This window comes from Micromonospora sp. NPDC005206 (genome assembly GCF_040608175.1).
Classification (GTDB): Bacteria; Actinomycetota; Actinomycetes; order Mycobacteriales; family Micromonosporaceae; genus Micromonospora.
Genome location: NZ_JBEXHU010000013.1, coordinates 39,011 through 52,370, shown reverse-complemented (window position 1 = coordinate 52,370; position 13,360 = coordinate 39,011). Strand labels below are relative to the sequence as shown.

Genomic DNA, 13,360 nt, shown 5'->3' with positions numbered 1-13,360 from the left:
GCCCACCCGCGCGCCCGACTGGCCCACCCCCCATGGGCTTGGCCTAGACTGCTCCGGGTCCATCCTCTCTGGGAGTCACATGTCTGAGGTCATCGCGCTCGGTCAACCCACGGTCGGCGAAGCCGAACTCGCCGCCATCGCCGAGGTCTTCGCCTCCGGCTGGCTCGCTGGTTCCGGGCCCACCTGCCGTCGTTTCGAGGAGCGCTTCGCCGTCGTCGCCGGCACCCGGCACGCCCTCGCCACCAGCAACTGCGGTTCCGCCCTGCATCTCGCGCTGCTCACCCTCGGGGTCAAGCCCGGCGACGAGGTGATCGTCGGCGACTACACCTTCCCGGCCACCGGCCACTCCGTGATGTGGACCGGCGCCACGCCGGTCTTCGCCGACGTGCGGCCGGACACCTGGACGGTCGACCCGGCCGCCGTCGAGGCCGCGATCACGCCACGCACCGTCGGCATCATCGCCGTCGACGCGTTCGGGCAGCCGGCGGACTACGACGAGCTGCGCGCCATCGCCGACAAGCACGGGCTGTTCCTGGTCGAGGACGCCGCCTGCTCGGCGGGCGCCACCTACAAGGGCCGCCCGGCCGGCAGCCTCGCCGACATCGCCACCTTCAGCTTCCACGGCCGCAAGGGCATCACCGCCGGCGAGGGCGGGGCGTACGTCACCGACCGCGAGGACCTCGCGGCGCACGCCCGCAAGCTGCACACGTACGGCGTGGAGGGGGCGCTCACCCGCGCCGAGCTGTCGCACCTGCCGATCCCGACCTTCACCGAGCTGGGCTACAACTACCGGCTCTCCGACATCTCCGCGGCGATCATGCTCGCCCAGCTCGACCGGCTGCCGGACCTGCTGGCCGCCAAGCGTCGCACCGCCGCCCGCTACGGTGAGCTGCTCAAGGACCACGAGCTGATCACGACGCCCTACGAGGCGCCGGACCGCGAGCACCCCTGGCAGTCGTACGTGGTCACCCTGGCTCCCTCGGTCGACCGGGGCGCGGTCGCGCTGGCACTGCGTCAGCGCGGAGTGCAGTGCACCTTCGGCACGTACGCCTCGCACGCCCAGCCGCTCTACGGCCAGACCACGCCCTGCCCGGTCTCGGCCGACCTGTTCGTCCGGCACCTGGCCATCCCGATGCACGCCAACCTCACCGACGACCAGGTCGAGACCGTCGCGGCCACCCTCATCGACGTCGTCAACTCCGCGGCCACCAGCCGCTGATCCCCCCAGGAAGGACACGCTCCGCCATGTCGAAGCAGACCGTCTTCATCACCGGAGGCGCTGGTTTCATCGGCCTGCACGTGGTACCGATGCTGTTGGAGAAGGGCTACCGGGTCCGCATCTTCGACAACATGACCCGCGGCGACCGGGACCGTATCGCGGAGCTGGTGGCGACCGGCGACGTCGAGCTGATCGAGCAGGACGTCCGCTACGGCGGTGCCGTGCACGCGGCCATGAAGGGCTGCGACTACGCGATCCACCTCGCCGCGGTCTCGATCAACAAGAGCCAGGCCGACCCGCACGAGTCGATCGACATCAACATGGTCGGCAACCACAACGTTTTCGCCGCCGCCGCCGACCACGGCGTCAAGCGGCTGGTCTTCGCGTCGTCGGCCTCGGTCTACGGTGACCCGAAGAAGCTGCCGATGCACGAGGACGACCGGCTCGACCCGCTCACCCCGTACTGCATCTCGAAGCGTGCCGGTGAGGACCTGCTCGGCTTCTACCAGCGCAGCAAGGGCCTGAACTGGGTCGCCCTGCGGTTCTTCAACGTCTACGGCCCGGGCCAGAAGCCGACCGCGTACTACACCTCGGTGATCAACCACTTCGTGAAGCGGTTGAAGACCGGTCAGCCGCCGGTCATCGACGGCAAGGGCGAGCAGTCGATGGACTTCATCCACGTCCACGACATCGCCCGCTCGGTGGTCGCCGCGCTGGAGGCCGAGCAGGGCAACGTGGCGGTCAACATCGGCACCGGCATCGACACCTCGGTGGCCACCCTCGCCGAGATCCTGATCAAGGCGGTCGGTGTCGACGTCGAGCCGCAGTTCAGCCCGCGTGAGGTGCTGGTCAGCCGCCGGGCCGCGGACATCACCCGGGCCCGCGAGGTGCTCGGTTGGGAGCCGACCATCGCCGTCGAGGACGGGATGACCGACCTGATCAAGACCGAGGTGGCGTGACCCAGTCGTCGTCCGCCGGGAGTCCGTCATCGCACGGGCTCCCGGCGAACCCGTATAACCCGCACGCCTGGGTGATCGGCGAGCCGGTGATCGGCGCCGGGACCTGGATCGGTGCCTTCACGGTCATCGACGGTTCCGGCGGGCTGACGATCGGCGCCGGGTGCGACATCAGCAGCGGCGCGCAGATCTACACCCACTCCACCGCCCGACGTTGCGTATCGGGTCGTGCCTATGCTTCGGTGGACCGTGCGCCGGTGATGATCGGCGACCGCGTCTTCATCGGGGCGAACGCGACCGTGATGATGGGCGTCACCATCGGTGACGGTGCGGTCGTCGGCGCGGGCGCCGTGGTCAGCAGAGATGTGCCACCGGGGGCGGTCGTGACGGGGGTCCCGGCTCGGGTGGTCTCCACAGTCGAGTTGGACGGCGGCGATGTCCGGTTCGTCCCCGTAGCGGAAAGCTAGGAGTCCCCCTCCCGTGCGTATCGCAGTCGTCAACAACTTCTTTCCGCCGCGCGCCGGCGGAAGCTCCCATCTGTCCGAGTCGCTCGCCCGTGGCTACGCCGCCGCCGGGCATGAGGTGCTGGTGCTCACCGCCGCCTACCAGGACGCTCCTGCGGTGGAGGAGCGCGACGGGCTGCGGATCGTCCGGCTGCCGGCGTTCATGCTGCCGGAGACCCGGCTGGCCGTCAGCTTCGACATCTCCTTCGCCAGCCGGCCGAGTGTGCTGCGGCGGGTCCGCACACTGCTCGACGACTTCCGGCCGGACGTCATCCACCAGCACGGCCAGTTCTTCGACCTGACCTGGGCGACCGCGCTCTACGCGCGTAAGCGCCGGGTGCCGGCGCTGCTCTCCATCCACACCCGGCTGGAGAACCCGCAGGCCCGGTACGCGAAGGTGTTCCGCGGTCTGGACGCGGCCATGGTCAAGCCGTTCATGCGGCGCGCCAAGCCCCGGCTCGTGGTGATGGACGTGCTCATGCAGGAGTACATCGAGTCGCGCTACCGCGGCGCGCACTCCGGCCTGGTGCCGATCCCGGTCGGGGTGGATCCGGACTGGGTGGTCGGCGGCAACGGTCAGCGGGTCCGCGACCGTCACGAACTGGGCAACGCGCCGGTGATCCTCTCGGTGGGCCACGTCATCCCGCTGCGGGACCGCGTCGCGCTCGTCGAGGCGCTGCCCGAGGTGCTGGCCGCGGTGCCGGACGCGAAGCTGCTCATCTGCGGGCAGGTCTACTACCAACACTTCGCCGAGCGGGCCCGTGCGCTCGGCGTCGAGCACGCCGTCATCGCCGCGGGCAAGGTGCCCAAGAGTGAGATCCCGGACTACCTCGCCGCCGCCACGGTGGAGTCGCACGAGCAGGGGCTGGGTCTCGGCACCGCGACGCTGGAGGCGATGGCCGCCGGGGTCCCGGTGGTGGCGCCGGCGCGGGCCGACAACTTCCCCGGCATCGCCCTCCGCGACGGCGACAACGTCCTGCTCTGCCAGCCGGGTGACGTCCAGGGCCTGGCGCAGCGGCTGACCGCCGCGCTGACCGACCAGGGCCTGGCCAAGCAGATCGGGGTCAACGGTCAGGCTTTGATCCGCGATCGGTTCAGCCTGGACCGGGTGCTGCACCGGCACCTGGAGGTACTGACCGAGATGGCCGCGTCCCAGGGCCGCTGACCTGACGTACGTCGAACCGCCGGTGCCCCCGACCGAAAGGTCGGGGGCACCGGCGGTTCAACGTACGTGTCCAGGGGTTGTCTTACGGCCGGGCGGGAACGTCAGCCGGTGGTGACCGATGCGTCCGCACCCGAGCGGGGCGCTGGCACCTGCTCGGCCCGAACCGCCGCAGCGGCCCCGTCGAGCGCCGGGTCGGCAGTGCTCTCCCCGGTCACCTTCTGCAGCTGCCGCATCCCGGAGAGGGCGGCGATGCCGGCGGCGAGCAGGTCGGCCACGGTGAAGATCAGGCGGGAGGCGAGCGCGATCCCGGTCGCCGCGCCGATGCCGCCGGCGCCAGCGAGGAAGGGCGCCATGGTGGCGACCAGCACGGCCTCCCGGACGCCCAGCCCGGAGGGGGAGAGGAAGGCGAACATCCCGACGGTCATCGCGATGGCGAACGACCCGATGCTGCGCAGCAGGCCACCAACGCCCGGGGCGGCCTGCGCGTTGGCCAGCAGCCACAGGTGCACGCCGAAGAGGGTGTAGCCCAGGGCGCTCCACCCGACCACCCGGAGCACGCCGGGCAGGGTGAGCCGGTGCTGCAGCGGCGGTCGACGCAGCACCTTCAGGACGAGCTGAATGAGCCGGGTCAACACGGCCGGAACGGCGCAGAGCAGCGCGATCGGGAAGAGGACGGCGACGATGTAGAGCGCGACCCGGACCGGCTCGGCGTACTCCGCGCCGGAGTCGGCGGTCGCGTCGAGCAGCGAAGGCAGACTGAGCAGACCAACGCCGAGCGCGGCGACGACGCCGAGACCCAGCGCCATCAGGGTGGCCAGGAAGGCCCGAGCTCGTGGCAGGCCGGCACGCCGGCCCAGCTCCATCTGCAGGACGTAGGCCCAGACGCTGCCCGGGATGTACTTGCCGAGCTGGCCGACCATGCAGATCCGCAGAGCCGCCGACACGGACACCCGGTGCTCCAGGTCCGCCGCGGCGGCCCGCCAGGCCATCGAGTTGGCGAACATGCCGGCCAGCACCGCCAGCACGGCGAGCACCACCGAGGGCCACGCGAGGTCGACCCAGGTCTGCCGCACCTGCGGCCACTGGCTGATGACGCTCCAGGTCATGCCAGCCGCGATCGTCACGATGACCACCACCCGGACGGCCAGTGAGAGCCATCGGGACTTCGCCGCGGCGGCCCCGGTGGCCGGGGTGGGTACCGTTTCGACCTGCGTCGCGGTTTCTGCCACGGCCGTCCTGTCCTTTGGTTGTCCCGACCCATCCGGGTCGCCTGCACAATTCGCCGAGACTAGCGCAGTGTGCCGCGTACCACGAACCGAGGTTGACCGCGAGTCGGGACCGGTCCGGCGCTGGGGGGATTCGCGTCGCGGTGGTCCAGGTGTGCCGGGCATCTCCCGCGCTGCTACGGTCTGCACGCTGCCCCATACCTCAAGGAGAGCTGTTGTGATCCCGATTTCCGTCGTCAAGCTGGACGAGGAAGCCGAACGGTTGGCGGTCGAGGTGATCCGCTCGGGTGTCATCGCGCAGGGGCCCATGGTGGCCCGCCTGGAGCGCGAGTTCGCCGAGCTGGTCGGCGTCGAGCACGCGGTCGCCGTCAACAACGGCACCACTGCCCTCGTGGCCGCGCTTCAGGTGCTCGACCTGCAGCCCGGCGACGAGGTGGTCACCAGCCCCTTCACCTTCGTCGCGACCCTCAACGCCATCCTCGAGGCGGGCGCCACCGCCCGGTTCGCCGACATTCGCGAGGATGACTTCTGCGTCGACCCGGCGGCGCTCGCCGACGCCATCGGCCCGCGCACCCGGGTGCTGATGCCGGTGCACCTGTACGGCCAGCCCGCCGACATGGACACCATCGCCCCGCTGGCCCAGAAGCACGGCCTGGGCCTGGTCGAGGACACCGCGCAGTCCCTGGGCGCGTCCATCTCCGGCCGCGGCGCCGGCAGCTTCGGTCTCGGCACCTTCTCGCTGTACGCCACCAAGAACCTCACCACCGGTGAGGGCGGCATGATCACCACCAACGACGCGGTGCTCGCCGACCGGTTGCGCGTGCTGCGCAACCAGGGCATGCGGCAGCGCTACCAGTACGAGGTGGCCGGGCACAACTACCGCCTCACCGACCTGCAGGCCGCGCTGGGCATCCCGCAGATCGCCGCGTACGGCGGGAACGTCAAGCGCCGCAAGGACAACGCCGGCCGACTCTCCGCCGGTCTGGCCGACGTCCCCGGGCTGCGCCTGCCGACCGAGCTGCCCGGCCGGTCGCACGTCTGGCACCAGTACACGGTGCTGGTCACCGACGAGGCTCCGGTGAGCCGCGACGAGGTGATCGCCCGCCTGACCGAGAGCGGCGTGGGCTGCGGCATCTACTACCCGAAGACGGTCTACGACTACGACTGCTACCGCGACCACCCTCGGGTGATCGCGGACCCGGCGCCGGTGACCGACCGGGTGGTCCGCCAGTGCGTCTCCCTGCCGGTGCACCACCACCTCACCGACAGCGACCTCGACCAGGTCGTCGAGGCCGTCCGGAAGGCGGTCGGCGCGTGACCGCCAAGCTGCGTTTCGCCCTGGTCGGCACCGGGGTCATGGGTTCGCTGCACGCCCGGGTGGTCGCCCAGTCCGACCGGGCCGAGCTGGCCCGGGTCATCGAGCCTCGACGCTCGGTCGGCCAGCAGGCCGCCGAGCGGTACGGGGCCGACTGGTCCCCGGACGCCGACGACCTCTCCGACGTCGACGCGGTGGTGATCGCCGCTCCCACCGAGTTCCACCGCGGCCTCGCCGACCAGGTCCTGGCCGCCGACAAGCCGCTGCTGATCGAAAAGCCGGTCTGCGGCAGCCTCGCGGAGACCGAGGAGATCGTGGCGACCGCCGAGAAGCGCGGGGTGCCGCTGCTGTGCGGGCTGCTGGAGCGGTTCAACCCTGCGGTGCTGACGGCACTTGCCCTGGTCCACCGCCCGCTGCACCTGACCGCCACCCGGCACTCGCCGTACGCGCCGCGGATCCGCACCGGGGTCGCCTGGGACCTGCTCATCCACGACGTCGACCTGGCGATCCAGGCCTTCGGCGGAGAGGAGCCGGCGACGGTACGCGGGACCTTCGGCCACTTCCACCCCGACTCGCTCACCGAGGCGGAGGACGTGGCGGAGACCGTGCTGTCGTTCGGCACCGGCGCCCTGGCCAACGTGTCGGCGAGCCGGATCGGGCAGCGCAAGGTGCGGACCCTGGTGATCAGCGAGGTCGACCGGCTGATTGAGGCCGACCTGATCCGCAAGGACGTGACCATCTACCGGCACGTCTCACTGGACGCCGCCACTCCGGACGGCCGTGGCTACCGGCAGCAGAGCATCATCGAGGTGCCGGAGCTGATCACGAACCGCGAGCCGCTCGCCGCCCAGCTGGACCACTTCCTGGACATCGTCGCTGGCACCGCCGACGCCGACGTCGAGCGGCAGCGGATCCTGCCGGCGCACCGGGTGGTGGGTCGGCTCTTCGCCGACAACGGCCGCTGACGGACGGTAAAGGGCGGGGCGACCACGGTCGCCCCGCCCTTTCGTGTATCCGGTGGGGAGCGTCGCGCGGCGGGCGGGCGGACGCTCCCCCTCGACTACCGCCCGCCGAGCCGGGTCAGGCTCGCGGGCGGTCGGTCAGCCGTCGGACGCGCAGGCCCGCCCCGCGTCGGTGACCTGGTAGATCTTGATCCGGCCGAATTTCTGCACCAGCGTGACCTTGTCGCTGGCGTCCAGCAACGCCTGCTTGTAGTTCTTCGTCGCGGCGGGAATGCCGCGCTTGCCGACGACGACGTACTCGACGCCGAACCGGCGTACCTCGCAACCGGCGGGCACCGCACCTTCGCTGCCCACGAGCCAGTTGAAGGCGGCCCAGCGGCGCTCGTAGTCGTCGCCCGCTTCGGTGAGGCCGGGCAGCGGCGGAATGCCGAACAGCAGCGGGTTTTTGTAGTCGGCGTACGCCCAGGACATGAACTCGCGGTGCCGGTCGTAGGCCACCGTCCTGCCGGGTGGGGTGTTCTCGCTGAGCCATTCGTAGGTCTGGACGTAGGAATTGCCGAGCGGAGCCCTGTTGATCATGGCCGTCCGCAGTGGCTTCCAGCTCGACGGCACGGCGCCCAACCCGATGAGCGCGAGCACCAGGACCGTCGCGGCCACCGCGGCCGGCACGGCCGAGTCGCGCAGGCCACGGGCCTTGGCCACCAGCCGCGACACGAGCCACTGGATCGCGATCCCGATGACGACCGCACCGACCACCGTCAGGACGCCGTAGACCGGGAAGATCATCGAACGGACCCGCTCGCGGACGCCGTACCAGAGACCCGCCAGCGTGGCCGCGGCGGTCGATTCGGAACTGGTGGTCCAGATGCCGATGACGGTGAAGACGGCCCCGGCCACGAACCACGGCCGGGCCCAGCGCAGCCGCGGGATGAGCAGGCAGAACGGCGAGACCAGCAGGCAGGCCATTGTGATGACCACGGCGACGCTGATCGGTGACATCGTGAAGACGAAGTCCTTGCTCGGCACCAGCGGATAGCCGAAGAGCGCGTAGCGCTGGGGGTGGGTCACCCAGTACTCGATCGACTTGTCCCACATGTTCGGCAGGGCGGGCTCGTTGGAGGTTCGTTCGCCGTTCGCACCGAGCAGGGCACCCAGCAGCGGCAGCAGCGGCAGCAGCGCGGCGACGACCATGGTGCCGAGGGCGGTGGCGCCGTGACGCAGCTTGAACGGCGCGCGGAGCGCCAGCACCACGCCGATCGTGAGCACCCCGATGAACAGGACGTCGTAGGTGTGCGTCATGACCAGGCCGGCACCGGCGAGCCCGGCCAGCAGCCCCAGCCGTACCGGGTGCGGGCCACGCAGCGCGAGTGCGACCAACAGGGCGATGGCACCCGCCATGGCCGGGGCGGTCTGCTCGTTGATCCGCCCGTTGACCACGGAAACCCACATCGGGCCGATGAAGGCGGGCGCGGTCGCGGCGCAGGCGGCGACGACCGGCCGGGCGCCGAGCGCGCGAGCGGCGCCGTAGACACTGGCCACCAGGGCGAGCGGGCCGAGGATGATGGACCAGGCCGCCATGGCGGTGCTGATGTGGCCGCCCGTGATCTGGACAGCCTGGGCCCAGGAGATGTCGGCGGCCAACGGGTAGAACTTGCAGGAGACCGCCACCTCGTTGACGCCGGATGTGCACGCCGACGTGACCATGACGCTGCCGGTGTCCAGAATGCGGCGGGTCAGGAAGCCGTGGTTCATGGCGTCCCAGCCGGGTGGGGCGACGAGCCGGCCGAGCATCAGCCAGCCGAAGGCGATGGTGATCGCCGACGGGACGGCGACACCGGCCATGTCGACCCAGCGGGGACGGACCGAGGGGAGCGGGCGGAAGCGTGCGCCGAGACTCGGCCGTCCGCCCTCCTCGTCCGCGTTGCTCAACCCTCGCCAGAACAGGCGGGACGCGACGACCGCGGCACCGGCCAGCACCAGCTCCGCGACGAGCACCGCCAGGGCGCTCCGGGGCAGGCCCAGCGTCGGCAACCACGCCATTCCGACCGTGACCAGACCGAGGGTGGTCGCCGGGGCGGCGGCCCACACGGCCCACCGGTAGCGCCCCGGGGGCAGGGCGAAGCCGAGCACCGCCCCGGGCACAAGGGCCACGACGAGGGCGATCAGGGTTGTGAACACGCAGATCCTTCCTTGGGGACGGTAACTCTCCGCGGACACCGCCGTGATCGATTACCCCGTGGGCGGCCGTCACTCGGGCCAGGCGGCCGGCCCAGTATAGGAACCGGCGACCGGCGAGGTTCTATCGAGACCGGACACCGTCCGCGGCCCTCACGACGTTCTCAGGTGGAGCCGATTCGCGCCGACCCGGAGGGGCGGCGATCCGGACCCCGGGGGACTTTTCGCCTGACACTGCGGCACCCGATCAATACCGGCGCGTTCCTTCGCGTTAAGGTCACACCAGCGCGGTAGCGGGGGGCCGCGTGAGCGCCGGTTGTCGTCGCGGGTCAGGTTCAGCGGGTGGGCAGGTGGGCCGCCTCGGCCGACCGGTCCTCCGATGGTGGCTCGGCGAGGGGCTCACCGGCGACGCCCGGCACGCCCACGATCGCAGCAAAGCGGGGGATCCAGGCCGTCACGGCGCCAGTGGTGGCCCGTGGAGTCAGTCGTCGATCTCTTAGGGAGCTAGTCCTTGTTCGGTAAGTTGATGGGACCGGCGGGAGTCGCGGCCCGCGGCGCGCTGCTGCTGCTGGCCTACGTCGTGATGCTCGTCGCCGGTGCGCTCGGCTGGGCCGTCGTTTTCACGGTAGCCGGGCTGGCCGCCCTCGGCGGCGAGTACGCGCTCGCCCGCTGGTCGCCAGCCACGCACACCCTGCTGGAAAAGGTCGGCCTGCGCGGGGACTACCGCCAGCTCACCAGGGACCTCGCGATCGTCCTGCTGGTGGTGGCCACGGTGCGCCCCAGCGTGGGGGAGCTCAGCCTGATCCTGCTGCTGCCGGCCGCGGTCTGGTTGATCTCGGTCTTCGCCGGCGCCCTCGCCACCATGATCGACCGGCGCAACCCGGTCTCGGCGCTGGTCCGCAACATCGACCTCGGGCCGATGCGCTCCGCGCCTCGTCCGCCGGGGTGGGCGGCCTGGCTGGCCGGTGACCGACTGGCCCTGGTCAACGTGGTGCTGGCGCCGGCCGCCGTGGTCGCGGCCGCCCTCGACACCGTCGCGCCGGTGCTGGGCGCGGGAGCGGGGGCGGTGCTCGCCGCCGCCGTCGTCGGTGGGATCGTCGCGCTGACCTGGCTGCGCGGCCGGGGCTCCGGGCAGAGCCCGCTGCTGCCCGCCGTCCAGCGCTGGCTCGACACCCACCGGCCCGAGGTGGCGCTCTACTTCGCCGGTCCGGCCAAGGACGTCTACCAGGCGAACATGTGGCTCGCTCCGACCGAGGCGCTGGAGCAGCGCGCGGTGGTGCTGATGCGTAGCCGGGAGGCGTTCACCGAGCTCGCCGACACCCGACTGCCGGTGATCTGTGTGCCGGCCGGGGTGGACTTCATGAACCTCGAACTGGGCAGCGTACGCACGGCGCTCTACGCGGCGAACGTCGGCGCGAACATCCACATGCTCCGCGAGCCGGGCATGAAGCACGTCTTCGTCGGGCACGGCGACAGCGACAAGGCGGCCAGCGCCAACCCCTACAGCAAGGTGTACGACGAGGTCTGGGTCGCCGGTCTCGCCGGTCGCGAGCGGTACGCCCGGGCGGGCGTGGGCGTGCTCGACACCGACATCGTGGAGATCGGGCGCCCGCAGCTCGCCGGCGTGCACACCTTCGGCGCGGAGTCGGTCGATCGGCCCTTCACCGTGCTCTACGCCCCGACGTGGGAGGGGTGGCTGGACGACGACCCGTACCACACCTCGCTCGTGCTGATGGGGGAGCGGATCATCCAGGGTCTGCTGGCGACGAGGCCCGAGGTGCGCGTCATCTACAAGCCGCACCCGCTGACCGGTTCCCGCTCCAAGGACGCCAAGGCGGTGCACGAGCGGCTGGTGGAACTCATCCGGGGCGCCGGCGGTGACGCCGACGCGACCTCGCTGGACGGTACCCGGCACCTCGTGGTCACCGGCCGGACGCCGGCGCTGTTCGATTGTTTCAACCAGACTGACCTGCTGATCAGCGACGTCTCCAGTGTGGTCTCGGACTTCGTGCAGAGCGAACGGCCGTACGTGGTGGCCAACCCGAGCGGCATGCCGGAGGACGAGTTCCGGCGGGAGTACCCGACCGCCCGGGCGGCGTACCTGCTCTGCCGGGACTGCGGCGAGCTGGAGAAGATCGTCGCCGTGACCCGGGCCGACGACGACCCGATGGTCGAGGCCCGGCGTGAGCTGAAGACCTACCTGCTCGGTCCGGCCGAGGAGAACCCGATGGACCGGTTCCAGGAGGAGATCGCCCGGCTCTGCCGCTGAACGGCCCGACCGACACGAGCGGCGGTGGACGGATGCGTTCCGTCCACCGCCGCTCGTCGTCGGCTCAGCCCTGCCGCTGCGGCGGGTTGTCCACGTCCCGGGAGATGACCTCGCCGCGGTCGTCGACCCAGCCCTTGGGACGGGCCGGGTTGCCAGCGACGAGCTGGTACGGCGCGACGTCCTTGGTCACCACCGAGCCGGCCGCGATCATCGCGTACTCGCCGACCTCGATTCCGCAGACCAGGGTCGCGTTCGCGCCGATCGAGGCGCCCCGGCGCACCATGGTCGGGGTGATCTTCCAGTCCGGATTCTGCGCGCGGGGCCGGAAGTCGTTGGTGAAGACGACGCACGGGCCGACGAAGACCTCGTCCTCCAGGGTCACCCCCTGGTAGACGGAGACGTTGTTCTGAATCTTGACCAGGTCGCCGACCGTGACGCCAGCGTCGACGTACACGTTGCGGCCGATGACGCAGCCGGCGCCCACCTCCGCCGACGACCGGATGTGGGCCAGATGCCAGACCTTCGTGCCGTCGCCGATCCGGGCACCCTCCTCCACGTCGGCGGTGGGGTGGACGAAGACCGAGGGGGACGGGGAAGTGCTGTCAGTCATCCTTCAACTCGCATGGTCGCAGGGCGCGCCGGGGCGCCGTCGGTGACCCGCGTCGGCGTGCGCCGGGACGGCCATCGGCCGCGCGGATCGGGGCTGCCACGCCCGCCCAGGCACGGAGCGTGGGGCCGGGGCGCACGGGACTCGGCGTAGCATAGCGACCGCTCAGGCCAGCAGCGCCGCCACCGCGTCGGCGGCCGGCTGATCAGCCGGAAGCGTCTGCGTCGACACCACCGCGGTCACCGGCAGCGGGCCGTACAGGTGGGGAAAGAGCTGGCCGCCCCGCGAGGGCTCCCAGCGCAGCGCGTCGCCCAGCCGTTCCGGGTCCACGGTCAGCAGGGTGAGCCCGGTGGCGCCGGTGAAGTGTCGTCGGGCCGTCTCCACCACCTGGTCGGCGGCGGATAGGTGGATGAAGCCATCCTGCCGGTCCACCGCCGAGCCGACCAGGTGGCCGACCGCCCGGGCGTCGTCCCACTCCACCGTCGGCAGCAACTTGTAGATCACCGTGGCAGCCTACGTGGGCCGGCAGGCGTTTCGGCCGTACCGCCGCCGACGCCGGTCGCGGCCCGGCATGCTCAGGTGGAGCAGGCGGCGGGAGGGTGACGATGGAGAGCTACGACGAGGACTGGACCGATACCCAGCGCGCGCTGTACGACGAGTGCTACCGGGCTGGCGGCGAGTGGGCCGAGGACCCGGACACCCCGTCCGATGACGTACAGCACGTGATCAACCTGGCCGAGGCGGACGACGACGCCTTCACCGACGCCGAGATCGACTACGCACCCCTGGTCGACGCGGTCACCCAGGCCAGCGGGGTCAACGTCACCAGCGTGCCGGCCCGCCACGACGACCCGGGTTTCCGGGGCTTCGTGGATGGCGTTCGGGACGCCGTCGCCGACGACGTCTTCGGCTTGTAGCCGAGTAGCCCGGGGAGGCGGCCCTCCCGCTCGCGGCAACCTTCTG

13 protein-coding genes are annotated in these 13,360 nt (G+C 71.2%); 8 read left to right on the top strand and 5 right to left on the bottom strand.

Going from position 1 to position 13,360, the window contains the following annotated elements; genetic code table 11:
- The first annotated feature begins 79 nt into the window (after positions 1–79).
- The 4 genes from ABZU69_RS20650 (at position 80) to ABZU69_RS20635 (ending at position 3,843) form a co-directional block, all read left to right on the top strand.
- Complete coding sequence (locus ABZU69_RS20650) at positions 80–1,219, top strand: DegT/DnrJ/EryC1/StrS family aminotransferase (protein ID WP_354965950.1); 1,140 nt, start codon at positions 80–82, stop codon at positions 1,217–1,219.
- A gap of 26 nt (positions 1,220–1,245) precedes the next feature.
- The gene (locus ABZU69_RS20645) at positions 1,246–2,178 is read left to right on the top strand and encodes an NAD-dependent epimerase/dehydratase family protein (RefSeq protein ID WP_089016815.1); all 933 of its coding nucleotides are present in this window, start codon (positions 1,246–1,248) and stop codon (positions 2,176–2,178) included.
- Between the two features lie 71 nt (positions 2,179–2,249).
- A complete protein-coding gene (locus ABZU69_RS20640) occupies positions 2,250–2,642 on the top strand; it encodes an acyltransferase (protein WP_354965949.1) in 393 nt (130 codons plus the stop codon).
- A gap of 13 nt (positions 2,643–2,655) precedes the next feature.
- Positions 2,656–3,843, top strand: coding sequence for a glycosyltransferase family 4 protein (locus ABZU69_RS20635; RefSeq protein WP_354965948.1), 1,188 nt, complete (start codon positions 2,656–2,658; stop codon positions 3,841–3,843).
- A 101-nt stretch (positions 3,844–3,944) separates the two neighbouring features.
- Here ABZU69_RS20635 and ABZU69_RS20630 read toward each other — a convergent pair whose 3' ends face one another.
- Positions 3,945–5,072 (bottom strand): lysylphosphatidylglycerol synthase domain-containing protein, encoded by a 1,128-nt coding sequence (locus ABZU69_RS20630; protein WP_354965947.1) that lies wholly within the window; start codon positions 5,070–5,072, stop codon positions 3,945–3,947.
- Positions 5,073–5,286: 214 nt separating this feature from the next.
- Between ABZU69_RS20630 and ABZU69_RS20625 the strand changes: the two genes are divergently transcribed.
- Both ABZU69_RS20625 and ABZU69_RS20620 read left to right on the top strand, forming a co-directional pair.
- Entirely contained in the window at positions 5,287–6,387 is a 1,101-nt protein-coding gene (locus ABZU69_RS20625) for a DegT/DnrJ/EryC1/StrS family aminotransferase (protein WP_354965946.1), read from the top strand.
- A complete protein-coding gene (locus ABZU69_RS20620) occupies positions 6,384–7,349 on the top strand; it encodes a Gfo/Idh/MocA family oxidoreductase (RefSeq protein ID WP_354965945.1) in 966 nt (321 codons plus the stop codon). The genes ABZU69_RS20625 and ABZU69_RS20620 overlap by 4 nt, the downstream gene beginning before the upstream one ends.
- 135 nt (positions 7,350–7,484) lie before the next feature.
- Here ABZU69_RS20620 and ABZU69_RS20615 read toward each other — a convergent pair whose 3' ends face one another.
- Together ABZU69_RS20615 and ABZU69_RS20610 are read right to left on the bottom strand one after the other, a co-directional pair.
- Positions 7,485–9,524, bottom strand: coding sequence for a DUF6541 family protein (locus tag ABZU69_RS20615; protein WP_354965944.1), 2,040 nt, complete (start codon positions 9,522–9,524; stop codon positions 7,485–7,487).
- Between the two features lie 332 nt (positions 9,525–9,856).
- The gene (locus ABZU69_RS20610; RefSeq protein WP_354965943.1) at positions 9,857–9,979 is read right to left on the bottom strand and encodes a hypothetical protein; all 123 of its coding nucleotides are present in this window, start codon (positions 9,977–9,979) and stop codon (positions 9,857–9,859) included.
- A 68-nt stretch (positions 9,980–10,047) separates the two neighbouring features.
- Here ABZU69_RS20610 and ABZU69_RS20605 point away from each other — a divergent pair, with 68 nt between their 5' ends.
- Positions 10,048–11,790, top strand: a complete 1,743-nt coding sequence (locus ABZU69_RS20605) for a CDP-glycerol glycerophosphotransferase family protein (RefSeq protein WP_354965942.1) — start codon at positions 10,048–10,050, stop codon at positions 11,788–11,790.
- A 64-nt stretch (positions 11,791–11,854) separates the two neighbouring features.
- On the opposite strand, the gene ABZU69_RS20600 is transcribed toward ABZU69_RS20605, so the two are convergent.
- Positions 11,855–12,400: an acyltransferase gene (locus ABZU69_RS20600; RefSeq protein ID WP_354965941.1), complete on the bottom strand. Its 546-nt coding sequence runs from the start codon at positions 12,398–12,400 to the stop codon at positions 11,855–11,857.
- Between the two features lie 162 nt (positions 12,401–12,562).
- Positions 12,563–12,901 (bottom strand): DUF952 domain-containing protein, encoded by a 339-nt coding sequence (locus ABZU69_RS20595; RefSeq protein ID WP_354965940.1) that lies wholly within the window; start codon positions 12,899–12,901, stop codon positions 12,563–12,565.
- 101 nt (positions 12,902–13,002) lie between these two features.
- Here ABZU69_RS20595 and ABZU69_RS20590 point away from each other — a divergent pair, with 101 nt between their 5' ends.
- Entirely contained in the window at positions 13,003–13,314 is a 312-nt protein-coding gene (locus ABZU69_RS20590; protein ID WP_354965939.1) for a hypothetical protein, read from the top strand.
- Positions 13,315–13,360: the final 46 nt, after the last annotated feature.

Bases quoted from the DNA above. Each gene is read 5' to 3' on its own strand.
- ABZU69_RS20605 (WP_354965942.1), top strand. From the start codon at position 10,048: ATGGGACCGGCGGGAGTCGCGGCCCGCGGCGCGCTGCTGCTGCTGGCC.
- ABZU69_RS20645 (WP_089016815.1), top strand. From the start codon at position 1,246: ATGTCGAAGCAGACCGTCTTCATCACCGGAGGCGCTGGTTTCATCGGC.
- ABZU69_RS20650 (WP_354965950.1), top strand. From the start codon at position 80: ATGTCTGAGGTCATCGCGCTCGGTCAACCCACGGTCGGCGAAGCCGAA.
- ABZU69_RS20600 (WP_354965941.1), bottom strand. From the start codon at position 12,400: ATGACTGACAGCACTTCCCCGTCCCCCTCGGTCTTCGTCCACCCCACC.
- ABZU69_RS20590 (WP_354965939.1), top strand. From the start codon at position 13,003: ATGGAGAGCTACGACGAGGACTGGACCGATACCCAGCGCGCGCTGTAC.